Here is a 23,302-nt window from a genome sequence, read left to right as displayed (position 1 = left end):
GGCCGCATGCTGCTGGCCGACGTCGCACGCGTGTCCCGGGAGGTCGCCGACACCTCCGCCCGGTCCCGCAAGAGCGCCCTGCTCGCCGAGCTCTTCGCCGCCGCGTCCCCCGAGGAGGCCGGCCTGGTCATCTCCTACCTCTCCGGGCGCCTCCCGCAGGGCCGCCCGGGCATCGGGTGGCGCACGCTCGCCCAGGAGATCGAACCGGCGGCCGACCCCGCCCTGACCGTCCGCGACGTCGATACGGCGGTGAGCGAACTGGCGACGGTGACGGGCACCGGGTCCGTGGAGCGGCGCGCCCGGATCCTCGCCGGCCTGCTGGGCCGGGCCACCGGGCCCGAGCAGGTGTTCCTGCGCGCGCTGCTGTCCGGCGAGGTGCGCCAGGGCGCGCTCGACGCGGTGGCGCTGGAGGGTGTGGCCGCGGCCGCCCAGGTACCGGCCGCCGCACTGCGCCGGGCGGTGATGCTGGACGGCTCGCTGCCCCGGGTGGCGGCGGCCGTACTGGCCGAAGGCGCGCAGGCCCTGCGCACGGTCACGCTGCGCGTGGGGCAGCCCGTCCAGCCGATGCTGGCGGGCACCGCCAAGTCGGTCGCCGAGGCGCTGACCCTGCTCGGGCCGTGCGCGGTGGAGGAGAAGCTGGACGGGATCCGGGTCCAGGTCCACCGCGAGGGCGACGACGTACGGATCTACACGCGCTCCCTGGACGAGATCACCGGGCGGCTGCCGGAGGTGGCGGAGCTGGCCCGGTCGCTGCCCGGGGAGCGGTTCATCCTCGACGGGGAGGTCATCGGACGGGCGGCGGACGGCCGCCCCGTCCCCTTCCAGGAGATCGCGAGCCGGGTCGGCTCCCGGGTCGACGTCGAGGCCGCCCGGCGGACCCTCCCGGTCGCCCCCTACTTCTTCGACGTCCTGGCCGTGGGCGAGGACGTCCTCCTCGACCTGCCGGTGCGCGAGCGGTACGCGGCCCTGACCGCGCTCGTCCCCGAGGACGCCCGGGTCCGCCGCCTCGTCGTCGAGGACCCGGGGGAGCAGGGCGCCGAGGCCGAGGAGTTCTGGGCGGAGACGCTGCGCCGCGGCCACGAGGGGGTCGTCGTCAAGTCGCTGGACTCGGCCTACGCGGCCGGCCGGCGCGGCAGACACTGGCTCAAGGTGAAACCGGTGCACACCCTCGACCTGGTGGTCCTCGCCGCCGAATGGGGCCACGGGCGGCGCACCGGCCTGCTGTCGAACCTGCACCTGGGGGCGCGTACCGGCGACGGGACGTACGCCATGCTCGGCAAGACCTTCAAGGGGCTCACCGACGAGATGCTGCACTGGCAGACGGAGCGGCTGCGCGGGCTGGCGGTCGAGGACGACGGCTTCACCGTCCGGGTCCGCCCGGAACTGGTCGTCGAGATCGCCTACGACGGCCTCCAGCGCTCCTCCCGCTACCCGGCCGGAGTGACCCTCCGCTTCGCCCGCGTCCTGCGCCACCGCCCGGACAAGCCCGCGACCGAGGCGGACACGGTGGCCACGGTCCTGGCGGCACACGCCGGCTAGGGGGTGTCCGGGCCGAGGGCCGGCCGCCCTACTCGTCGGCGAAGTCGCTGTCGTCCTCGCGCAGTCTGCGCCAGAGCCGGGTGCGGTGGAGCCGGCGAGCAGCCAGAAGACGGCCCGGCTCTCCAGCTCGTCCGTCAGGTAGGCGAAGTTCATGCCGAAGATCTCCGCCCGGGCCGATTCCTCCTTGCGCCCGAGCCATGCCGCCTGCTCGGCCCCAGACCGAGCAGGTGCGCGGCAAAGATTTGCCTCAGAGGCAAGATGGTTTGCCAGGCAGGCAAGAGTCTGGCTCAATCGGGGGTATGACACCCGGATCCGACACCGGCCCCGAAGGCGCGGCCGGTCCCGACGAACCGGCGGACGAGCTGACCGCCGTGGCCCCGCAGCTGCGGGACCTGCGCCGCCGCGCCGGACTCACCCTGGAGGCCGCCGCCGCACGGGCCCGGCTCTCGCCCGCCCACCTGTCCCGCCTGGAGACCGGCCGGCGCCAGCCCTCGCTGCCGCTCCTGCTCGGACTCGCCCGCACCTACGGTACGACCGTCTCCGAGCTGCTCGGCGAGACCCCCGCCGTCGCGGATCCCATCGTACGGGCCGGCGGTCCGGGTGCCCGCGAGGCCGACGGCTGGACGTACTGGCAGGCCGGTGGCTCCGGCCGGGGCATGCAGGCGCTGCGCGTCCACGTGCCTTACGGCCGCAGCCAGGGCGAGCTGGTCCGCGTACACCCCGGCGAGGAATGGCTGTACGTCCTGGAAGGGCGGCTGCGGCTGCACCTGGGAGAGGCCGAGCACCTGCTGGAGCCCGGGGACAGCGCGCACTTCGACTCGCTCACACCGCACCGGATCGGCGCGGCCTCCTCGGGCGGGGCCGACCTGCTCTTCGTCCACACCCTGCTGCAGAGCAGCCTCGCCGGGCTGTGCCTCGGCGGCGCCACCACGACCGCGCCCACCGCGCCCACGACGCCCACGACGCCCACGACCTCGCACCACCGATAGCGGAGGAGCCGTACCCATGTCCCGAGCCGAGAAGCCCGCGCCCGCGCCCACCACCACGACCGCGACCGTGCCCGCGACCATACGGGCCCGCTTCGAATCCAAGTTCCCGCGCGGCCTGATCATCCGGCTGATCGCCTACTTGTTCGTCGGTCACCTCTTCGCCTTCTTCGTCTACCTCCTCTTCGTCCTGGGGGGCCAGAACCAGTAGCGGGGGAAGACGGGCGAGTTCAGGCCGCGTGACTCTGGCAACGTCAAGGCCCTGTGGCTACCCTCCGCGCATGATTTCCACGGTTGTCTGGGGTACCGGCAACGTGGGCCGTCTGGCGATCCGTGCCGTCGAGGCCCATCCCGCGCTCCAACTCTGCGCAGTCATCGTCCACAATCCAGCCAAGGCCGGCCGCGACGCGGGAGAACTCGGCGGACTCGACCGCCTGTTGGGTGTCGAAGCCACCGACGACATCGAAGCCGTACTCGCCGCCCGCCCCCAGGCCGTGGTGTACGCCGCGTCCGGAGACATCCGGCCCGACGAGGCACTCGCCGACATCACCCGCGCCGTCAGGTCCGGCGCGGTCGTCGTCAGCCCGGCCCTGTACCCGCTCTACGACCACCGCAGCGCCCCGCCAGAGTTCCGCGACCCGGTGCTCGCCGCCGTCGCGGAGGGCGGCGGCTCGCTCTTCGCCTCCGGCGTCGACCCCGGGTGGGGCAACGACGTACTCCCGCTCCTGCTCAGCGGACTGGGCACCACCATCGACGTCATCCGCTGCCAGGAGATCTTCGACTACTCCACCTACGACCAGCCGGACTCCGTCCGCCATCTCGTCGGCATGGGCCAGCCCATGGACCACGAGCCGATGATGCTCATGCCCTCCGTCCCGACCATGGTGTGGGGCGGGCAGATACGGATGATGGCCCGCGCGCTCGGGGTCGAACTCGAGGAGATCCGTGAGACGTCGGACCGCCGCGCGCTCGACACCACGGTGACCACCAGGACCATGGGCGCGTTCGAGGCCGGCACCCAGGGCGCCATCCGCTTCGAGGTGCAGGGCATCGTCGAGGGCGAGCCCCGCATCGTCATCGAGCACGTCACCCGCATCCACGCCTCGTGCGCACCGGACTGGCCCGTGCCGCCCGGCGGCGGCGACGGCGCCCACCGGGTCGTCATCGAGGGCCGCCCGCGCATCGAGGTCACCATCGAGGCCACGGACGAGGGCGCGAACCGCTCGGCGGGCGGCAACGCCACCGCCGTCGGCCGCCTCGTCGGCGCCATCGACTGGCTGGTCGGGGCGGAACCCGGACTTTACGACGCCCTCGACATCCCGCTGCGCCCCGCCATCGGCAGACTCGGAAGGAAACAGTCATGAGGATCGACATCCCCGAAGGCCAGCACCCCATCGAGTACGTCTGGGGCGACATGGTCCCCGGCATCGGCATGGCCGCCGCGAACTTCTCCCTGTCGGTGTACGCCCACACCACCCTGGGCCTGCGCGAGTTCGAAGCGGCCCGGCTGCGCGTCGCGCAGATCAATGGGTGCGTCTTCTGCCTGGACTGGCGCACCGAGCGGGAGGGGGAGAAGGTCGAGGAGGAGTTCTCCGACGCGGTCACCGACTGGCGTACGACGGACGCGTTCGACGAGCGCACCCGGCTGGCGGCGGAGTACGCCGAGCGGTACACCCTCGACCACCACGGGCTCGACGAGGAGTTCTGGGACCGGATGACCGCGCACTACAGCCAGCTGGAGATCGTGGAGCTGACGATGAGCATCGGGTCCTGGCTGGCCTTCGGCCGGCTCAACCACGTGCTCGGCCTGGACAGTGTCTGCGTGCTGCCGGGGCACTGAGCGGCGGCGGGGCGCGGCACACAGCCAAAAGGGGCCGTTCGGGAGATCCGAACGGCCCCGGCCGCTGGGGGGGAGGACGCGGCTCTACGGAAGGTCGGTGGCGATGATCTTCTCTATGTTGCGTTCGGCGAGTGCCGTGATGGTGACGAAGGGATTCACGCTCGCGTTGCCGGGGATGAGCGCGCCGTCGATCACGTACAGGCCGGTGTAGCCGTGCAGGCGCCCGTAGTTGTCGGTCGCCTTGTTCAGGACCGCGCCGCCGAGCGGGTGGTAGGTGAGGGTGTCGTTCCAGATCTTGTTCCCACCGAACAGGTCGGTCCGGTAGATCGTGCCCTCCTTCGAGTTGATCTTGTCGAAGATCGTCTTGGCCATGGAGATGGAGGGCTGCTTCCAGGCGGTCTGCCAGCTCAGCTCGGCCGTGCCCGTCGCCGCGTTCCAGGTGAACTCGGCGCGGTTCGGGTTCTTGGTGATCGACAGGTAGAACGAGGCGTAGGTCTCGATCCCGGTGGGGAGCGGTGCGACCTCGGCGAACGCGCCGCCCGCGTCCCAGTTGTCGATGCCCGAACAGGGGATGGTCGACTGGAGCTTGCCGGTCGGGTCCCACAGGTGGTTGGCGCGGCCGCACATGACGTTGCCGTTCTCGCCCCAGCCCTTGCCGACCTCGGCGTTGAGGTCCGGCAGCGCTCCGGTCGCCTTCAGCTTGACCAGGAGCTTGCTGGTGCCGACGCTGCCGGCCGCGAAGAAGACCCGGTCCGCGGTCACCGACTTGGTGGCCACGGTGTCACCGGTGGCGTTGATCTGGTCGATGGTGACCGTGTAGCCGCCTCCCGCGGCCGGGGAGACCGAAGTCACCTTGTGCAGAGCGGAGATGGCGACCCGGCCGGTGGCCTTCGCCTGTGCGAGGTAGGTCTGGACGAGCGACTTCTTGCCGGCGTTGTTGCCGTAGAGGATCTCGCCGGCCAGGGCCGACCTGGTGGCGGTGCCGGCGGCCTCCCGCTTCATGTAGTCCCAGTCGTACACGTCGGGTACGAAGGTCCAGGCGAAGCCGGAGCGCTGGGCGTGCTTGCGGCCGACGCGCGAGAACTGGTAGCAGTCGGCGGTGTCGAACCAGGCCGGGTCGATCATGCCGACCCCGAGACCGGCGTTGGCCCTCGGGTAGTAGGTGGCGTACATCTCGTCGGCGTCCACCGAAGGAAGGACGGCGGCGAAGTTCGCGCGCTTGGGCGTGACCGCCATGCCGCCGTTGACCAGCGAACCGCCGCCGACCCCGCGGCCCTGGTAGACCGTGATGCCGGCGAAGTCCTCGGCGTCCAGGATCCCGGTGTACTTCGGGACGTCCTTGTCGATCGGGAAGCCGAGGAAGTTGCTCAGCGGCGCCTTGGTCCGGGTGCGCAGCCAGAAGGACCGGTAGTCCGGGCTGGTCACCTTGGGGAAGATCTTGCCGTCCGAGCCCGGCGTGTCCCAGGACATGCCCATCTCGATCATCTGCACGTCCACGCCGGCCTGCGCCAGCCGCAGGGCCGCCACCGACCCGCCGTAGCCGGTGCCGATGACCAAGGCCGGTACGCGGGCCCCGTCGGAGATCGGGCCGGGTGGGGCGGCCGCCTGGGCCGGGGTGATGTGGCCCGCCAGGGCCACGGCCCCGATAATAGAACCCGTTCTACCGAGAAATCCGCGACGGGAGATCCCGTTGGAGATCGTTCTGGACAGCGGTTTATCGCTCATGTGACGTTCCTCACTCGGCGACGGAATGGGAACGAGTTCTACTGCTGCCCGCGTGTGAAGTCACTACATACGTCTAGGTAACTTTCGGTCGATCACGTGACAGGGGAGCGGCGTACGGGCGCCGGACCCAGCCCCAGACCAGGAGCACTCGACGGCCGCGAGGGCACACCAGGTGGAGGCGAATTCCAGCCGCCACAGCGCTGAGCAGGCGGGCGCCCCCACCGCCGGCACCACACCGAGGGTCCCGAGCCGCCGGTCGCCCCCGAGCAGCAGGGAGCCCAGAGCGGCGAACAGGTAGCCCATCAGCACCAGCGGCATCCACGGAACATTCACGCCGTAGCCGATGGTGCGGCACCGGACCTCGGCGGTCACCGGCAGGTCAGCCGGACTCCTCACGGGGTTCGAGCGGCGGGGCCGACACCGCGCAGTACGTATGACACTGGGGATGGCACGCCTCGGGCACGGGGGAGCGTACGGTCGCCCAGGACAGGGCGGCGCCGGCCACGAACGCCCCGGTGCACCAGAGCATGGCCCGCCCGAAAGCGGCGTCGAACTGGGCCGCCGAGCGGTACGACTCCGGCCCCATTCCGGACAGCAGCGGCAGCGCCGCCACCGCGAGCAGCCCGGCGACGCGCGCCGCCGCGTTGTTGATGCCGCTGGCCAGGCCCGCCCGGCCGGGATCCACCGAGGCGAGCACGGTCGACGTCAGCGGGGCCACCAGGGCCACGAGGCCCATGCCCATGACGGCCATCGCGGGCAGCACGTCCCGTACGTACGAGGCCGCGGGCCCCACCCGCAGCATCAGCAGCGTCCCGCCCGCGCAGAGCAGCGGCCCCACCGTGAGCGGGATGCGCGGCCCGATCCGCTCCCCGAGCTCACCCGAGCGGGCCGACAGGAGGAGCATCAGGAGGGTCGTCGGCAGCATCGAGGCCCCGGCGGCCAGCGCCGAGTACCCGGAGACCACCTGGAGCTGGAGCACCGCGAGGAAGAAGAACCCGCCGATGGCCCCGTACACGCACAGGGTGACGAGGTTGACCGCGGTGAACAGCCGGGACGCGAAGATGTCCGGCGGCACCATCGGATCGGGCCGCCGCCGCTCCACGTGGACGAAGGCGATGCCCAGCAGGACCCCGAGCACCGCAGCGACGATCACCGCCGCCGATCCGGACCGGGCTTCGATCAGCGCGTAGGTGACCAGCCCCAGGGCGCTCGCGCCGAGCGCCGCCCCGGCCACGTCGAACCGCCCGTGCGCCTGCGGGTCCCGCGACTCCGGTACGTGCCGCAGCGCGACCGGCACGCACACCGCGGCCAGCGGAACGTTCAGCAGGAACACCCACCGCCAGCCCGGCCCGTCCACCAGCCAGCCGCCGAGGAACGGTCCCACGGCCGCGCCCACCCCGCCCAGCCCCGACCACAGGCCGATGGCCCGCCCCCGGTCCTCGGCGCGGATGGACGCCTGGATCAGGGCCAGGGAGCCCGGTGCCAGCAGCGCTCCGCCGATGCCCTGCAGGGCCCGGGCTGCGATCAGCACCCCGGCGTTCGGCGCGATGCCGCACAGCAGCGAGCCGACCGCGAACCACACCACGCCGAGCACGAAGATCCGGCGCCGCCCGAAACGGTCGCTCAGCGACCCGCCGACCAGGATCAGCCCGGCCAGGGTCAGCAGATAGGCGTTCACCGTCCACTGGAGCACCGCCAGATCGGCGTCGAGATCCTCCCCGATGCGCGGCAGCGCCACGTTCACCACGGTCCCGTCCAGCATGGCCATGGTCGACCCGAGCACGGTGGTCAGCAGGATCCACCGGCCACGCGCGGACGCGATCGGGACACCGGTTCCGGACGGCTCGGCGGGCGCAGTCATGTCTTCAGGCTGGCCCGCGCGGCCGGTACGGGCCACCGGGGCGGGCCGAGGACGGCCGAAAAGCCCCCCTTGTAATGAGCATGACGCCTCTATCACCATGACCCGCGCACGTCACGCGCACCCTTCCCGCACAACCCGCACACGGCGTACGAGGAGACAACACGTGGCCCAACGCGACAACCGGTCCCCACGAGCCTTACGGCCCACGAGGTCGGCAAGGCCCGCACGGTCCTTACGCACGGCGCTCGCCGCCCTCACCTCGGTCCTGCTCCTGCCGATCGGCGCCGGCGTCGCCGCGGCCGCGCCGGACCCCGGCCCCGCCGCCCCGACCGCGGCCGAGCGCAAGATCGAACCGCGGCTCCGCGCCCAGCTCGACGAGTCCGCCAAGGCGGCCTTCTGGGTCTACCTCGACAGCGCCGCCGACCTCACCGCCGCGGGGAAGCAGCAGACCCGCGCCGCCAAGGCCGAAACGGTTCTGCGGATCAAGAAGGACCACGCCGCGCGCAGCCAGGCCGAGGTCGTCAAGGCCCTGCAGGGCGCCGGCGCCGAGTACACCTCGTACTGGATCGTGAACGCCGTGCGCGTCGTCGGCAGCCAGAAGCTCGCCGGGACCCTCGCCCAGCGCCCCGAGGTCGCCCGGATCGACGCCGACGACAAGGTCGCCCTCCCCAAGCCCACCGAGGGCAAGCGGGAGAAGGCCGTCGCCGACGCCATCGAGTGGAACATCGACCGGATCAAGGCCCCGCAGGTCTGGGACCAGGTCGGGGTGCGCGGCGAGGGCATCGTCGTCGCCAACATCGACAGCGGCGTGGACTACACCCACCCTGCCGTGAACAACCAGTACCGCGGCAAGAAGGCGGACGGCACGTACGACCACGCCTACAACTGGTTCGACCCGGCGGGCGTGTGCACCACCGCGGCACCGTGCGACAACAACGACCACGGCACCCACACGATGGGCACGATGGTCGGCGACGACGGCGGCGCCAACAAGATCGGCGTGGCCCCCGGCGCCAAATGGATCGCGGCCAAGGGCTGCGAGTCGAACTCCTGCTCCGAGGCCTCCCTCCTCGCCTCGGGCCAGTGGATCGTCGCCCCGACCGATCCGAGCGGCCAGAACCCGCGCCCGGACCTCGCCCCGCACATCGTCAACAACTCCTGGGGCGGGAGCGGCGGCGACACCTGGTACCAGCAGATCGTCGACACCTGGCGGGCCGCCGGCATCTTCCCGGCCTTCTCCAACGGCAACGCCGGTCCGAGCTGCAACACCGCCGGCTCGCCCGGCGACTACGCCAGCTCCTACAGCTCCGGCGCCTTCGACATCAACAACGCCATCGCGTCCTTCTCCTCGCGCGGCGCCGGTCCCGGCGGCATCGTCAAGCCGAACATCGCCGCCCCCGGCGTGAACGTCCGGTCCTCCGTCCCCGGCGGCGGATACGAGGCCTTCTCCGGCACCTCGATGGCCTCACCGCACACCGCGGCCGCCGTCGCCCTGCTCTGGTCCGCCGCACCCGCGCTGGAAGGCGACATCGCGCAGACCGAGTCGCTCCTGGACGGCACCGCCCTGGACACCGACAGCAGCCAGTGCGGCGGCAACGCCGCCGACAACAACGTCTTCGGTGAAGGCCGCCTCGACGTCCTCGCCGCCGTGACCGCCGCCCCGCGCGGCGCCATCGGCGCGCTCGGCGGCACCGTACGCTCCGGCGACCAGCCCGTCGCGGGCGTCAAGATCACCGCCCACGGCCCCATCGACCGTACGACCACCACCGCGGCCGACGGCAGCTACCGCTTCGCCTCCCTCTCGGTCGGCGACTACACCCTGACCGCCGCCAAATTCGGCTACGGGCAGCAGACCGCCACGGCCACGGTCACCGAGAACGGCACCGCCACCGGTGACTTCACCCTCACCCAGGCGGCCTCCGGCAAGCTCACCGGCACCGTCTCCTCGGCCGCCGGCCCCGCCGCGGGCGCCTCCGTCACCATCGCGGACACCCCGGTGACCGCGACCGCCGACGCCCAGGGCCGGTTCGAGGTCACCCTGCCGCACGGCACGTACGACGTGAACGCCACCCACGCCTCCCGCTGCGTCACCGGCGGCACGGCCAAGGTCACCGTCGCCGGCGACACCACCGTCGCGGTGAACCTGCCCGAACGCACCGACGGCTACGGCTACGCCTGCGCCGCCGCGGGCGACCGCCCGTACACCGAGGGCACCCGCCAGCTCGGGCTCACCGGTGACAACACCACCGAGCGCGTCGACCTGCCCTTCCCGCTGCCCCTGTACGGCAAGACGTACGGCCAGGCCTGGATCGGCACCAACGGCACCGTCAGCTTCGGCGGCAACAACACCGGCGACATCAACGGGGACATCCCGAGCACGGCCACGCCCAACGCGGCCCTGTACCCGTTCTGGGACGACCTCGTCGTCGGGGCCGCGGGCAGCGGCTCCGGCGTCTTCACCGGCGTCACCGGCACCGCTCCGCACCGCAGCTACGTGATCGAGTGGCGCCAGGTGTCCCACTGGTCGGCGCAGGCCGACAAGTTCTCCTTCTCGGCCACGATCGGCGAGGACGGCACCGTCTCCTACTCCTACAAGGGGACCGGCGGCACCGGCATCAAGGGCGGCTCAACGGCCACCGTCGGTGTGGAGAACGCGGCCGGAACCGACGCCTTCAAGTACTCCTTCAACACCGCGGTCATCACGGACGGCCTCTCCATCGCCTTCCGCACCACCAAGAGCGGTGTGGTGGCCGGCCGGGTGCTCGACGCCAACGACGGCAACGGCGTCGCGGGCGCCACGGTGACCGTCGGCACGGGTGACACGGCGGTGTCGGCGACCACGGCCGCGGACGGCGCATACGTCGTCCAGAGCCCCTCGGGCTCGCTCCCCGTCTCGCTGGCGGCACCCCAGTACGAGTCCGCCACGGCGACGGTGAACGTCAAGGCCGCCGACGTCACGGCGGTCACGCAGTCCCTGCGCACCGGAAAGGTGACGGCGTCCAAGCCGTCCGTGGAGGTCGTCCTCCCCGCGAACCAGCAGCGGACCCGGACCCTGGAGCTGACCAACCCGGGCCTCGGCACGCAGTTCACGGTGTCCGAGGACGCTACCTGGCTGACCGCCACACCGGCGACCGGCACCCTCGCGACCGGCGCGAAGACCGCGCTCACCCTTTCGGTCGACACGACCGGACTGACCCCGGGCGCGGTCCTCACCGCCGACCTGAAGATCACCTCGGCGAGCGGCCGGACCCCGGTGCTCTCCGTCCCGGTCAAGGTCGTCGTCCCGCGCTACCAGGTCGGCCTGGACGCGGGATCCGGCTACACCACCACGGACAGCCTGGGTGACGCCTGGTCCCCGGACCGCAAGTACACGCCCGGCTCCTACGGCTACCAGGGCAACAGCACCGTGGAGGCCACCGGCCGCACCATCGCCGGCACGGACGAGCAGCGGCTCTTCCGCAACGCCCGCGAGGGCATGTACGAGTACCGCTTCGACAACGTCCCGAACGGTACCTACACGGTGGAGCTCGGCTTCGCGGAGCTCTCCTCCACCAAGCCCGACAAGCGCGTCTTCGACGTCCTGGCCGAGGGCACGCAGGTCCTGCCCTCGCTGGACATCTCCCTGGAGGCGGGCACCTACAAGGCCCTGACCCGTACGTACACGGTCACGGTCACGGACGGGGTCCTCAACGTCCGCTTCGTCACGCACAGCGGATTCGGCAAGCCCCTGCTGAACACCCTGCGGGTGACCGACCGCCCGGACCAGAGCCAGCCCGGCCGGTAGAACACGGGGCGGGGTGCCTTCGGGCGCCCCGCCCCTTCCCCGCTGCGGGGGCACGGGGCACGGGGTGCGCGGTGCGGGGGCATTCGGGTGGCGGGAGCGCGGACTCCGCGGCGGCCTGCCCCCGGGCCACCGCCCGGCTCGTTAACGTGGGTGACCATGACCTCCCTGTGCGACCAGGCAGCCGCCGTCCGGACCCTCGTGGAGTCCGCCGACCCCGGGGCGGTGTGGGCCGTCGGCGGAGCCGGGGGACCACAGTCGGGTTCGGACGGCGGGCACCCCGCCGACGCCGCCTTCGACGTGGACGCCCTCAGCGGCGTCCTCGCGCTCTGGCCGGTCATCGGCAGCCTCGTCGACGAGGGTGCACTGCGGCTGCACACGCCGCTCGCCGCCTACGGGGACACGGCCGCCGAGGGTGTCCCCGCCGGGACCACCGCCCACCACCTCCTCACGCACCCGGGCGGGACCGCCGCCCTCACCCACCTCACCCGCCTCGCCGAGCAGCTCTCCGGCAGCCCGCTCGCCGACCTGGCGGCCACCCGGGTCTGGCACCCCCTGGGCATGACCGGCACCCGCTTCGCCGACGGCACCCTCCGCGCGCCCCTGGCCGACCTCGTCCGCTTCCTGTGCCACCTCCTGGATCCGGGGGACCTGCGGGGCACGGCGGACCCGGCGGGCATCAGCCACGCCTGGACCACCGAGTCGCTCCGGATCCGCACCGGTGAGCTCACCCCCGCCCGCGGCCTGCTCTGGGACCCCGCCCCGCACGGGGTCTGGACCCACCACGCCCCGCAGGACGGCGGTCCGGCCCTCTGGGTCTCCCCCCGCCACCGCCGCTGGGCGGTCCTCCTGCCGACCGCCGGGCGAGGTATGCCGCGCACCGCCTTCCGCGAAGCGGCCTTCGCGTCAACTGCCACTGAATGAGGGCGTGTTGTGTGAGATCCTGAAGGCCGCCCCCAGGAGGTCGCGGCCGTATGAAGAAGACCCGACGGCGGGACCGGGACGTACCCGGGCCGTCTTCCCCGTGGGACGAGATCGCACCGGGCCTGTGGATGGGCGGCCACTACTGGACCGACCCGGCCGGTGAACTGTGGCCCGTCGTGGTGGAGGACGAGTTCGACCTCGTCATCAGCCTGTTCACCCGGACCGGCCACGGCCCGGGACCACGCGCCGAGCACGTCGTGGCAGAGCTGCCGGACGCCGCGCTCACCCCAGGCCAGCTCCACACGGTCCAGTGCCTCGCCCGCACCGCGGGACTGGCCCTCGATTCGGGCCTCACCACACTGGTCCGCTGCCACTCGGGCTACAACAGGTCCGGCCTCGTCGTCGCCCGGTGCCTCGTCGACCGGGGAATGGCACCCGCCGAGGCCATCGCCCGTGTGCGCCGCGGCCGCTCGCCCTGGGCCCTGCACAACGAGGCCTTCACTTCCTACCTCACCGCCGGGCTGGACATCGCGGCGCTGCTGGTCGGGCTGGACCCCTGACGTGGTCCTCGGGGCGCGGAGTGCGCAGGTGGGACGTACGGTGATGCCGTTGTCGCCGAGCGTTGTCGCTCCCGCCGCGGAGGTGCACGGATGCGTACGGTCCAAGGGGCCGCCCTCGATGGGCTCCGAGCCCGGGTACGGGCCCTCGCCGCCCGCCGCCGCCCCGAGCGAGCCGGTCGGTCACCCCGCGGTGAGGCACCGCTCGCGGACCGGGGGCCGGCCGTGCCGGGGCTGGGCGCGGGAGCCCCCGGCCGGCGGACGTCCGTAAAGGAATCGCTGCGGTACGCGGCCCCCGCCCCGGCCCCGGCCGCGGAAAGCACCGCCCGGTCGGCCCTCGCCGGCTTCGGGGTCCTGCTGCGCGGACTGACACGGCCCCGCCCCGGCGAGGTGCGCACCTCCGCCGCCGCGCTGCGTGCCCTGCGCGCCCGCCACGGGGACGCGCCCGCCCTGGTACGCACCCGCTCCGGGCGGACCGTCCTCGTCCTCCTCGACCCGCAGGACCTGCGCCGCTTTTACGCCGAACCCGTCAGCCTCCTCGCGGCCGCCCCGCCGGAAAAGTGCCGGGGCCCGAACCCCGAGGAGCCCGCCGACTCCGGCTGCTCCCGCGGCGAGCTCCGTGCGGAGCGGCGCGAGGTCAGCGCCGAGGTGCTGGCCGCGGGCCGGCCCGTGCACCCCTCCTGCGGGCCCTTCCTCGCGGCCCTCGCCGAGGAGGCCCGCCACCTGACCGCCCCCGCCTCCGCCTCCGCCGTTGTCACCCTCGACCTCGCCCGCGCCCGGTACGCCGTGCACCGCGCCGCCCGGCGGATCGTGCTCGGCGACGCGGCAGCCGCGGACGAGGAACTGAGCGGATGGCTCACCCAGCTGCGCACCGAGAGCAGGAGTTCGCGCGGCGGCCGGGTGCGCTCCGTGCGCACGGTGCGTTCCGCGCGCTCCGTGCACGACAAGGCCCGCGCCCGCATCGAGGAGTACGCCGCCCGGGCCGACGGCGACACCCTCGTCGGGCGGGCCGCCCGCCACGCCGACCCGGCCGGCACCCTCGACCCCGTCGGCCAGGCCCAGCACTGGCTGCTGGCCATGGACGCCGTCCCGGACACCCTGCTGCGCACCCTGCTGCTGCTCGGAGCGCACCCCGCGGAGCAGGGCCTGGCCACGGCCGAGGTGGCCGCCGAAGCCGCCGCCGGTGCGGACCGGGGCCAACTGCCCCGGCTGCGGGCCTGCGTGCGGGAGTCCCTGCGGCTGTACCCGGTGGTGCCCGACCTGATCCGCGTCACCCGCGCCGAGACCGAATGGCGGGGCGTGCGCTACCCGGCCGGCACCTCGGTGCTGGTGCCCGCCGCGTTCCATCAGCGCGACCCCGAACGGGTACCGGCCGCGCACGTGTTCGTGCCCGGCCGGTGGAAGAACCCGGGCGCGGACCAGGACATCCGGATGGCGCCCTTCAGCCACGGCGGCGGCCGCTGCCCCGGCGACCAGCTCGGCCTGATGGCCACCGCCGCGCTCTGCGCCGAGGTGCTGCGCGGCCATCGGGTCACGGGCACCCGGCCGGTGCTGGACCCGGTGGGACCGCTGCCGGCGACGCTCGATCCGCAGGGCATCCGGCTCAGGCTCACCCGCCGCTGAGGGCGCTCCGGGACCCGAGCCGGTCCCCGTTCGCACCCGGCCCTGTCCGACTCCGACTCCGATCTGTCCCTGCCTGTTCCGGTCGGACCCCCGACCCGGTCCGACCCGCCCGTTCCCGCCCGACCCTGCCCGTCTCCGAGCCCGTGCCGAACCCCACGAGGATCACATGCCCGACGCCGCGACCTCCGCGTCCACCGCCCCGGACATCGACCTGCTCGACGCCCCGTGCCGCGCCCTCGCCGAGGCCGCCGACGCGGTCGGTGGGGCCGCCCGCTACGCCTCCGGCCTGGCGTTCGGCGCCCGGCTGCCAGCGGCCGCCCTCGCCCGGGGCGGCCGTACCCGGCTGGGCTGGCGCACCCTGCTGCGTACGCTCACCGACCCGTCGGGGCTCGGCTGGGCCCCGCGCGGCCGGGGGGTGGCCCGTGCCGGGCGGCTCGCCGGAATCCTGGCGGGCCGGGAGAGCCTCGCGATCAGCATCGCCGTCTGCGGGCTGAAGGCCCGGATCCGGGCCGCGAGCGCGGGCCGCCCCGAACTGTTCGACGATCCCGGCGCGGCCGCGGTCCTGGGCGCCGTCCGAGCGGGCCGCCAGGGCGAGGCCGTCCGGCTGTTCCGCGCCATCATGCGCGAGCGCGGCGCCGAGCACGCCTTCGCGCTGCTGGCCCCGTCCTTCGCCGACATCCTCGCCTGGCACGCACTGACCGACGCGAACCCCTTCAACGACCACGCCGGCTGGCAGGTCGCCACCGGCCGGGCCGAGACCGCCGAACCGGTCCTCGGACTCGGCGCCGCCTTCTGGGCCTTCTGCGACCGGGGTCCGGCCCAGCCCGACGGGCCGGCCACGACGGGGGCCGCGCCCACCCCCGGCCCGGCCCGCCGCCGGGTCACGGACCGGCCGCCCCGGCCGGCGCCGCTGCCGCCGGACGGCGGCCTCGGCGGCCACGCGGCCGCGCTGCGCACGAACGCGGTCCGGCTGCGGGTCGCGGCCATGGCGCCCGGGTGGCAGGGCCAGGAGACCGAGGCCCTGCGGGCCGAGGTGACCAGGCTCGCGGCGCGCTGCGCCACGGCGGCGGGCGGGCTGGCGCTGGCCGCCGCCCAGCTAAAGGACCAGTGACAGCAGCAGCACGAGGCCCAGGCCGACCACCGAGATGATGGTCTCCATCACCGACCAGGTCTTCAGGGTCTGACCGACGGTCATCCCGAAGTACTCCTTGACCAGCCAGAAGCCGGCGTCGTTGACATGGCTGAAGAACAGCGAGCCGGCCCCGATGGCCAGGACCAGCAGTGCGGTCCCGGTGGTGGACATGTCCGCCGCGAGCGGGGCCACCAGCCCGGCCGCCGAAATGGTGGCCACCGTCGCCGACCCGGTGGCCAGACGGATGGCCACGGCGATCAGCCACGCCAGCAACAGGGTCGGCACGGCCCAGTTCTTGGAGACGTCCAGGATCATCTGACCCACGCCGACGTCGATCAGCGTCTGCTTGAAGCCACCGCCCGCGCCCACGATCAGCAGGATGCCCGCGATCGGGGCCAGGGATCTGTCCACCGTGGCCGAGATCCGGTCCCGGGTGAAGCCGGCCGCCCGGCCGAGCGTGAACATGCCCACCAGGACGGCCGCGAGCAGCGCGATCATCGGGGAGCCCGCGACATCGCTCACGTGCTGCACCGGGTCGGCAGGGTCGTCGACCACGATGTCGACGAGGGCCTTGATGAGCATCAGCGCCACCGGGAGCAGCACGGTGAACACCGTGGCCCCGAACCGGGGTCGGTGTTCCGACTCGGCCGAGGGGGGCTCCACGACCTTGTGCTCCGGCGCCGGGATGTCCACCCACCGCGCCGCGAAACGGGAGAACAGCGGCCCGGCGATGATCACCGTCGGGATCGCCACGAGCACCCCGAGCCCGAGGGTGACCCCGAGGTCCGCGTGGAGCGCGTCGATGGCGACGAGGGGTCCGGGGTGCGGCGGGACCAGCCCGTGCATCACCGACAGGCCGGCCAGCGCGGGGATGCCGATCCGCATCAGGGAGTAGTTGCCCCGCTTGGCGACCAGCAGCACCACCGGGATCAGCAGCACGATGCCGACCTCGAAGAAGAGCGGCAGCCCGATCACCGAGGCGATCAGCACCATCGCCCACGGCATGGCCCGGCCCTTGGCGCGGGCGAGGATCGTGTCCACGATCTCGTCCGCGCCGCCCGAGTCCGCCAGCAGCTTGCCGAGGATCGCGCCGAGCGCGATCAGTACGCCCACGCCCGCGACCGTGGCGCCGAGTCCGGCGCTGAAGCCGGCGATCGTCTTGGCGGGCGGTGCGCCCGCGAAGACCCCGAGGGCCAGCGAGCCGATCGTCAGGGCCAGGAAGGCGTGGAGTTCGAAGCGGGTGATGAGCAGGACTATGACGGCTATGCCCGCGAGGACGGCTATCCCCAGCTGGGTGTTCCCGGCCGAGGTGATCGGTCCGGTGGCGTCCGCTGCCAGAGTCTCGACGCTGAGACCGGTCACGGTGGGGATTCCTCAGTTCTCGTGTGCGGGGAGCTGACGCAGGGCGGCCAGCGCCCGTTCGGTGATGTCTTCCGGGGACCCGGACACGTCGACGACGACGCCGAGTTCGTCGTCCTGGAGCGGCTCGAGGGTGGCGAACTGCGAGTCCAGCAGGGTGGTGGGCATGAAATGGCCCTTGCGCTCCGCCATGCGCCTCTCGATCAGCGGGCGGTCACCGGCGAGGTGGACGAAGACGGCCCCGGGGGCAGCGGCGCGCAGCCGGTCGCGGTAGGCGCGCTTGAGGCACGAGGCGGCGATCACACCGCCGCGCAGGCCGGCGCGGTTGCGGATCCACTCGCCGATGGCGTCGAGCCACGGCCACCGGTCCGCGTCATCCAGCGGGATGCCGGCCGACATCTTGGCGACGTTGGCCGCCGGGTGGAAGGCGTCGCCCTCCGCGTACGGAATGCCGAGGGCCCCGGCGAGCAGTTGCCCCACGGTCGTCTTGCCCGTACCGGCCACGCCCATCACCACAATGACGCGCTGGGTGCTCACGCCTACCTCGCTGTCCTCGTCGACATCGGTTCGTGTGGCCCACTGAAGCGCATTAAGTACTACGTATTCAAGCCTCGGGTCGGAAACGTCACATCTTTTGTCGCCGGAAGCGTCACCGTACGCTTACGCCATGACCACCGAAGGCACTCCCGGCCAGGGGCCCGGGCTCCACACCCACGTGCTGGACACCCTCGGCCTCGCGATCACGGCGGGGGAGTACCCCCCGGGCAGCGTCCTGCGCACCGACGAGATCGCCGAACGCTTCGGCGCCTCCCGCACCGTCGTACGGGAGGTCGTGCGCGTCCTGGAGTCGATGCACCTGGTCGAGTCCCGCCGCCGGGTCGGTGTCACGGTGCGCCCCACCGACGAGTGGAACGTCTACGACCCGCGCGTGATCCGCTGGCGGCTGGCCGGCACCGACCGGCCCCGGCAACTGCGGTCCCTGACCGTGCTGCGCTCCGCGATCGAGCCGGTCGCGGCCGGGCTCGCCGCGACGCTGGCCACCCCGGAGCAGTGCGCCGAACTCACCGAAGCGGCCCTCGGTATGGTCCGCACCTCCCGCGGCCACCAGCTGGAGGGCTACCTGCGGCACGACATCGCCTTCCACCGCGTCGTGCTGAACGCCTCCGGCAACGAGATGTTCGCCCGCCTCGGGGACGTGGTCGCCGAGGTCCTGACCGGCCGTACCGAGCACGCGGTGATGTTCCACGACCCCGATCCCGCCGCCGTCACCCTGCACGTCCAGGTCGCCGAAGCGGTCCGCGAGGGCGACGCGGCGCGCGCCGAGGCACTGACCCGCCGGATCGCGGTGGGCGCGCTGGAGGAACTGGACGTCCTCGCGCCCTGAGCGCCGTGCCGCGGCCCGCAAGAGGCGGCCGCGGCACGGATTTCGCTACGGCCGCTTCCGGGGGCCGGGCGGCCGGCCCTCAGACATCGAGCGCGGCGAGTTCGATCGCGCCGAGACGCTCCGGTTCCGCCACGATGTCGATCTCGGTGATCAGGCCTTCCTCGATCGTGAAACCGAGCACCAGGAACAGGCGTCCCAGCGGGGCCATCGCCAGGCCGACCGTTCCGTCGACCAGGGCCGGCGCCGTGGACCGGGCCCGCTGCATCGCCGCCATCGCACCCGTGGCGACGGTGACGGCGCCGCGGATGAGGATCGGGGCGGGGGTGGGTCCGACGGCCTGGTCGGCCCGGAGCACCACGTCGGGGTGGAGCAGGGTGACGAGCGCGTCGAAGTTCCCGCCGCGGGTGGCGGCGAGGAAGGCGTCCACGACCCGGCGCTGCAGGGTCAGATCGGCCTCGGGCACCACCGGGGCCCCCTTGACCCGGCGCCGGGCGCGGCTGGCGAGCTGACGGGTCGCCGCCGTGGTTTTCTCGATCATCGGGGCGATCTCGTCGAAGGGCACGGCGAACAGGTCGTGCAGCACGAACGCGAGCCGCTCGGCCGGTGCCAGCTGGTCGAGCACCACCAGCAGCGCCAGCCCGACCGAGTCGGCCAGCAGGGCTTCCTGCTCTGGGTCCACGGTGTCCGCACGGCTGACGGCGGGGTCGGAGGGATACGCCTCCATGGGGTCCTCGCGCCGGGATTCGCGCGAGCGCAGCATGTTCAGGCAGACGCGCGACACCACCGTCGTCAGCCAGCCGCCGAGGTTCTCCACATCGCCGACGTCCGACCGGTTCAGGCGCAGCCAGGCCTCCTGGACGGCGTCATCGGCCTCGGCGAGCGAGCCGAGCATGCGGTAGGACACCGCTCGCAGATGAGAGCGGTGCTCTTCGAAGCGTTCTGTCAGTCCTGAATTCCCGTCCACCGGTCCCCCATGTCGAGTGCTCACACCAGAGCATCAACATAGATCACGCGGAAAAGGCCCTGGTGAGGGGGAGTTGACGGCGGCCCCGGCCGGGACCGGCCAGGCCGGACGACTGCTGGATAATGGCTCCCGAACAGCAGAAGCGAATGGAGACGCCGGATACACAGCGTGGTCCGGCAGGAGAGGGAGCCCCGATGGACGTGCAGCACTTCGAGCGGATCACCGCATTCATCGAGGCGCGGCTCACCCCGCTGTTCGACGAGGCGACGGGCAGCGAACATGGCTTCGCCATGGACGACACCTCCCGCGCCCTGCGCGCGCTGCGTAACGCCGTCCTGGAGGCCTCCGCCATCAAGGGCCTCGTCGAGAAGCGGGAATCCGCCGAGCCGGCCATGCGCCGCGTCATCGACCAGTCGGTGGAGCACAACTGGGACGTACTGCGCGGCATCGCCCGCCAGTGGGAGGACCACGCCGACTTCCGCCACGAGTTCAAGCACCACGCGTGGGAGCTCGACCACCACCACGCCGCCGCGGAAGCCTGAGCTCACCGCGGCGGTCCGAGGGCTCCGCGGGCGGCGACGGCCGCGCGCAGGAGCTCCGCCGTGGCGGCCTGCTGGGCGGGTGACGGCGACAGGACCCCGTTCTCGGTCATCAGGGAGTGGAACTGCTGCCGCTCGTACGGAACCCCGGGCGGCAGCGCCGCGATGTGCCAGTGCAGGTGGGAATTTCCCTGCTGGCTCCCCAGCGCGTACAGGTAGGTCCGCTCGCTGTCGAAGACGTCTTCGACAGCGAGCGCGACCTCCCGTACGACGAGCATCAGCCGGGTGTAGGCCGCCGCGTCCAGATCGCGCACGGCGTGCTCGACGTGCGCCTTGGGGGCCACCAGGACCTTTCCGGGGAGCGTGGGCCAGCGGTCGAGGAAGGCCACGTGGTGCTCGTCCTCGAAGACGGTCTCGTGCGCGTGGTCGGCATGCCCGGCGAGGAAGGCGCAGACGAAGCACGGTCCGCCGCGCGTCCGTTCGACGTAGGCCTCGAGATCCATCGGTTCACGGTCCATCGGCATCGGTGTCGCCATCGGCGCATCCTCCCACTCGGTCCAGCACCCGTCACGGGGACCCTGGCCGGCCAAGCCGTCAACAGGACTGCGGGCAAGGCGCTTTCCCGACCACGGCCACGCCCTGCCCTCGGCGGAACGTCCAGCCGGCGTTCCCGGAGGCGACGATCTAGGCGGGGCCCGCCGTCTTGCGGGGCGTGGTCTGCTGGACCGCCCAGCCGTTGCCGTCGGGGTCCGAGAAGTAGACGAAGGAGCCCCACGGCAGGTCCTGGATCTCCGTCACCTCCACCCCCCGGCCGCGCAGGTCCTCGTACGCCTCCTCGATGTCGCTGACGACGACCTGCATGTTGTCCAGCGACCCCGGGGTCATCCGGGTCAGCCCCTTGCCGATCGCGATCGAGCAGGCCGAGCCCGGCGGGGTCAGCTGGACGAAGCGGATGTCCTCGCTGACGGTGACGTCGTGGTCGGCGTTGAAGCCGAGCTTCTCGTAGAAGGCCTTGGCCCGGTCCACGTCGGTGACGGGGACGGCGACGAGCTCCAGTTTGATGTCCATCACAGCATCATGCTCCCGGCACCGGTGCCTCGCCGCCCGACACCGCGAACTGGGTGCGGTACAGCTCCTCGTACCGCCCGCCCGCCGCCAGCAGCTCGGTGTGCGTGCCCCGTTCCACGATCCGGCCCTCCTCGACCACCAGGATCTGGTCCGCCGCCTGTACGGTCGACAGCCGGTGCGCGATCACCACCGCGGTCCGGCCCGCCAGGGCCTCGCCCAGGGCCTCCTGCACCGCCGCCTCCGAGGTGGAGTCCAGGTGCGCGGTGGCCTCGTCGAGGATCACCACCCGCTGCCGGGCCAGCAGCAGCCGCGCGATGGTCAGCCGCTGCCGTTCCCCGCCCGAGAGCCGGTAGCCGCGCTCCCCGACCACCGTGTCCAGTCCGTCCGGCAGCGAGGCGACGAGCCCGTCCAGCCGCGAGCGGCGCAGGGCCTCCCAGATCTCCTCCTCGGAGGCCTCCGGGCGGGCCAGCAGCAGGTTGGCGCGTACCGACTCGTGGAAGAGGTGCCCGTCCTGGGTGACCATGCCGAGCGTCTCGCGGATCGAGTCGGCCGTGAGGTCCCGTACGTCGATCCCGCCGATGCGGACCGCGCCCGCGTCGGCGTCGTACAGCCGCGGCAGCAGCTGCGCGATGGTCGACTTGCCGGCGCCGGACGAGCCGACCAGGGCGATCATCCGGCCCGGCTCGGCCCGGAAGGACACCTCGTGCAGCACCTGCGTACCGCCCCGGGCGTCCAGGGTGGCGACCTCCTCCAGGGAGGCGAGCGAGACCTTGTCGGCGGCCGGGTAGCCGAAGGAGACCCGGTCGAACTCCACGGCCACCGGCCCCTGCGGCACCCGGCGGGCGTCCGGCTTCTGCGCGATGAGCGGCTTCAGGTCGAGGATCTCGAAGACCCGCTCGAAGCTCACCATCGCGCTCATCACCTCGACGCGGGCGCCGGCCAGTGCGGTCAGCGGGGCGTACAGCCGGGTCAGGAGGAGGGCGAGGGCGACGACGGAGCCGGCGTCCAGGGAACCGCGCAGGGCGTAGAACCCGCCCAGCCCGTACACGAGCGCGAGGGCCAGCGCCGAGACCAGGGTGAGGGCCGTGATGAAGGCCGACTGGGCCATCGCCGTACGGATCCCGATGTCCCGCACCCGCGCCGCCCGGGCCGCGAACTCCGCGGACTCGTCGGCGGGCCGCCCGAAGAGCTTGACCAGCGTCGCGCCGGGGGCGGAGAACCGCTCCGTCATCTGGGTGCCCATCGCGGCGTTCAGTGCGGAGGCCTCCCGCTGCATCGCCGCCATCCGCGCCCCCATCCGGCGGGCCGGCAGCACGAACACCGGCAGCAGCACCAGCGCCAGCAGGGTGATCTGCCAGGAGATGCTGAGCATCACGGTCAGGGTCAGCAGCAGGGTGACGGTATTGGCGACCACTCCCGACAGGGTGTTGCTGAAGGCCCGCTGGGCACCGATCACATCGTTGTTGAGGCGGCTGACCAGGGCACCCGTCCGGGTCCGGGTGAAGAAGGCGACCGGCATCCGCTGCACGTGGTCGAAGACCGCCGTCCGCAGATCCAGGATCAGCCCCTCGCCGAGGGTGGCCGAGAGTCTGCGGGTCAGCAGTCCGAGCCCGGCCTCCGCGACCGCGATCAGCGCGATGAGCAGGGCCAGCCGGGTGACCGCGGAGCTGTCGCGGCCGTCCACGATGGCCGTGACGACCCGGCTGGCGAGCACCGGAGTGGCCACCGCGAGCAGCGCGGTCACCACGCTCAGCAGAAGGAAGAGGGTGAGTCCGCGACGGTGCGGACGGGCGAAGGCTGCGACGCGGCGCAGACCGGCCCGGGAGAGCGGGCGGCGGTCCTGCTGGGCGTTGATCGCGCTGTGCAGCGAGGTCCAGGCGGTGACTTCCATGTCCATGGCCCGAACGCTAGGACCCCAACCAAACTTCAGGTCAAGCATCCGGTCCGGGATCGCCCGCACGGGGCGCCAACTCCCGCCCGCACGAGCGATTTTGCCGACCACCGTCCGTTGTCGGTGCCC

The 23,302-nt window shown here is 72.7% G+C and carries 21 protein-coding genes; 12 read left to right on the top strand and 9 right to left on the bottom strand.

Annotated features, from left to right (window positions below):
* The first annotated feature begins 6 nt into the window (after positions 1-6).
* The 5 genes from ACZ573_RS08835 (at position 7) to ACZ573_RS08815 (ending at position 4,365) form a co-directional block, all read left to right on the top strand.
* Positions 7-1,539, top strand: a complete 1,533-nt coding sequence (locus ACZ573_RS08835; RefSeq protein ID WP_471301054.1) for an ATP-dependent DNA ligase — start codon at positions 7-9, stop codon at positions 1,537-1,539.
* A gap of 299 nt (positions 1,540-1,838) precedes the next feature.
* Positions 1,839-2,528: a helix-turn-helix domain-containing protein gene (locus tag ACZ573_RS08830; protein WP_471301052.1), complete on the top strand. Its 690-nt coding sequence runs from the start codon at positions 1,839-1,841 to the stop codon at positions 2,526-2,528.
* A 16-nt stretch (positions 2,529-2,544) separates the two neighbouring features.
* Positions 2,545-2,736, top strand: coding sequence for a DUF6126 family protein (locus ACZ573_RS08825; protein WP_471301049.1), 192 nt, complete (start codon positions 2,545-2,547; stop codon positions 2,734-2,736).
* 70 nt (positions 2,737-2,806) lie between these two features.
* Positions 2,807-3,889, top strand: a complete 1,083-nt coding sequence (locus ACZ573_RS08820; RefSeq protein ID WP_471301047.1) for an NAD(P)H-dependent amine dehydrogenase family protein — start codon at positions 2,807-2,809, stop codon at positions 3,887-3,889.
* Entirely contained in the window at positions 3,886-4,365 is a 480-nt protein-coding gene (locus ACZ573_RS08815) for a carboxymuconolactone decarboxylase family protein (protein WP_471301045.1), read from the top strand. Before ACZ573_RS08820 ends, ACZ573_RS08815 begins: the two co-directional genes overlap by 4 nt.
* Positions 4,366-4,449: 84 nt before the next feature.
* Here the strand turns inward: ACZ573_RS08815 and ACZ573_RS08810 are convergent, their stop codons facing one another.
* The 3 genes from ACZ573_RS08810 to ACZ573_RS08800 all read right to left on the bottom strand — a co-directional run bounded on the left by ACZ573_RS08810 (position 4,450) and on the right by ACZ573_RS08800 (position 7,951).
* Positions 4,450-6,090 (bottom strand): GMC oxidoreductase, encoded by a 1,641-nt coding sequence (locus tag ACZ573_RS08810; RefSeq protein ID WP_471301042.1) that lies wholly within the window; start codon positions 6,088-6,090, stop codon positions 4,450-4,452.
* Positions 6,091-6,153: 63 nt separating this feature from the next.
* The gene (locus ACZ573_RS08805; RefSeq protein ID WP_471301040.1) at positions 6,154-6,423 is read right to left on the bottom strand and encodes a DUF6629 family protein; all 270 of its coding nucleotides are present in this window, start codon (positions 6,421-6,423) and stop codon (positions 6,154-6,156) included.
* A 46-nt stretch (positions 6,424-6,469) separates the two neighbouring features.
* Positions 6,470-7,951: an MFS transporter gene (locus tag ACZ573_RS08800; protein ID WP_471301038.1), complete on the bottom strand. Its 1,482-nt coding sequence runs from the start codon at positions 7,949-7,951 to the stop codon at positions 6,470-6,472.
* Between the two features lie 163 nt (positions 7,952-8,114).
* Here ACZ573_RS08800 and ACZ573_RS08795 point away from each other — a divergent pair, with 163 nt between their 5' ends.
* The 5 genes from ACZ573_RS08795 to ACZ573_RS08775 all read left to right on the top strand — a co-directional run bounded on the left by ACZ573_RS08795 (position 8,115) and on the right by ACZ573_RS08775 (position 15,947).
* Positions 8,115-11,735, top strand: coding sequence for a S8 family serine peptidase (locus tag ACZ573_RS08795; RefSeq protein WP_471301035.1), 3,621 nt, complete (start codon positions 8,115-8,117; stop codon positions 11,733-11,735).
* Between the two features lie 156 nt (positions 11,736-11,891).
* The gene (locus ACZ573_RS08790; protein ID WP_471301033.1) at positions 11,892-12,656 is read left to right on the top strand and encodes a serine hydrolase domain-containing protein; all 765 of its coding nucleotides are present in this window, start codon (positions 11,892-11,894) and stop codon (positions 12,654-12,656) included.
* A gap of 50 nt (positions 12,657-12,706) precedes the next feature.
* On the top strand, positions 12,707-13,216 hold the full coding sequence (locus ACZ573_RS08785; protein ID WP_471301031.1) for a protein-tyrosine phosphatase family protein: 510 nt from the start codon (positions 12,707-12,709) through the stop codon (positions 13,214-13,216).
* A gap of 90 nt (positions 13,217-13,306) precedes the next feature.
* Positions 13,307-14,836 carry a cytochrome P450 gene (locus tag ACZ573_RS08780; protein ID WP_471301028.1) on the top strand — a complete coding sequence of 510 codons (1,530 nt, stop codon included), beginning with the start codon at positions 13,307-13,309 and terminating at the stop codon, positions 14,834-14,836.
* A gap of 166 nt (positions 14,837-15,002) precedes the next feature.
* Positions 15,003-15,947, top strand: coding sequence for a hypothetical protein (locus tag ACZ573_RS08775; protein WP_471301026.1), 945 nt, complete (start codon positions 15,003-15,005; stop codon positions 15,945-15,947).
* On the opposite strand, the gene ACZ573_RS08770 is transcribed toward ACZ573_RS08775, so the two are convergent.
* Both ACZ573_RS08770 and ACZ573_RS08765 read right to left on the bottom strand, forming a co-directional pair.
* The gene (locus tag ACZ573_RS08770) at positions 15,933-17,330 is read right to left on the bottom strand and encodes a GntT/GntP/DsdX family permease (RefSeq protein ID WP_471301023.1); all 1,398 of its coding nucleotides are present in this window, start codon (positions 17,328-17,330) and stop codon (positions 15,933-15,935) included. The two genes, ACZ573_RS08775 and ACZ573_RS08770, sit on opposite strands and share 15 nt — an antisense overlap.
* Positions 17,331-17,342: 12 nt before the next feature.
* The gene (locus tag ACZ573_RS08765; RefSeq protein ID WP_471301022.1) at positions 17,343-17,864 is read right to left on the bottom strand and encodes a gluconokinase; all 522 of its coding nucleotides are present in this window, start codon (positions 17,862-17,864) and stop codon (positions 17,343-17,345) included.
* A 130-nt stretch (positions 17,865-17,994) separates the two neighbouring features.
* On the opposite strand from ACZ573_RS08765, the gene ACZ573_RS08760 reads away from it, so the two are divergent.
* Positions 17,995-18,711 carry a FadR/GntR family transcriptional regulator gene (locus ACZ573_RS08760; RefSeq protein WP_471301020.1) on the top strand — a complete coding sequence of 239 codons (717 nt, stop codon included), beginning with the start codon at positions 17,995-17,997 and terminating at the stop codon, positions 18,709-18,711.
* A gap of 79 nt (positions 18,712-18,790) precedes the next feature.
* Here the strand turns inward: ACZ573_RS08760 and ACZ573_RS08755 are convergent, their stop codons facing one another.
* Positions 18,791-19,675, bottom strand: coding sequence for a sigma-70 family RNA polymerase sigma factor (locus ACZ573_RS08755; protein WP_471301017.1), 885 nt, complete (start codon positions 19,673-19,675; stop codon positions 18,791-18,793).
* Between the two features lie 194 nt (positions 19,676-19,869).
* Between ACZ573_RS08755 and ACZ573_RS08750 the strand changes: the two genes are divergently transcribed.
* Positions 19,870-20,217 carry a hypothetical protein gene (locus tag ACZ573_RS08750; protein ID WP_471301015.1) on the top strand — a complete coding sequence of 116 codons (348 nt, stop codon included), beginning with the start codon at positions 19,870-19,872 and terminating at the stop codon, positions 20,215-20,217.
* A gap of 2 nt (positions 20,218-20,219) precedes the next feature.
* Here ACZ573_RS08750 and ACZ573_RS08745 read toward each other — a convergent pair whose 3' ends face one another.
* The 3 genes from ACZ573_RS08745 to ACZ573_RS08735 form a co-directional block, all read right to left on the bottom strand.
* Positions 20,220-20,750, bottom strand: coding sequence for an HIT family protein (locus ACZ573_RS08745; RefSeq protein ID WP_471301011.1), 531 nt, complete (start codon positions 20,748-20,750; stop codon positions 20,220-20,222).
* Between the two features lie 148 nt (positions 20,751-20,898).
* On the bottom strand, positions 20,899-21,282 hold the full coding sequence (locus ACZ573_RS08740; protein WP_471301008.1) for a VOC family protein: 384 nt from the start codon (positions 21,280-21,282) through the stop codon (positions 20,899-20,901).
* A gap of 7 nt (positions 21,283-21,289) precedes the next feature.
* Positions 21,290-23,179, bottom strand: a complete 1,890-nt coding sequence (locus ACZ573_RS08735; protein ID WP_471301005.1) for an ABC transporter ATP-binding protein — start codon at positions 23,177-23,179, stop codon at positions 21,290-21,292.
* Between the last annotated feature and the right edge of the window lie 123 nt (positions 23,180-23,302).

The organism is Streptomyces sp. NPDC040545 (assembly GCF_055595065.1).
The sequence above is the reverse complement of the archived record's forward strand: the minus strand, read 5'-3'. Positions and strand labels throughout refer to the sequence as shown.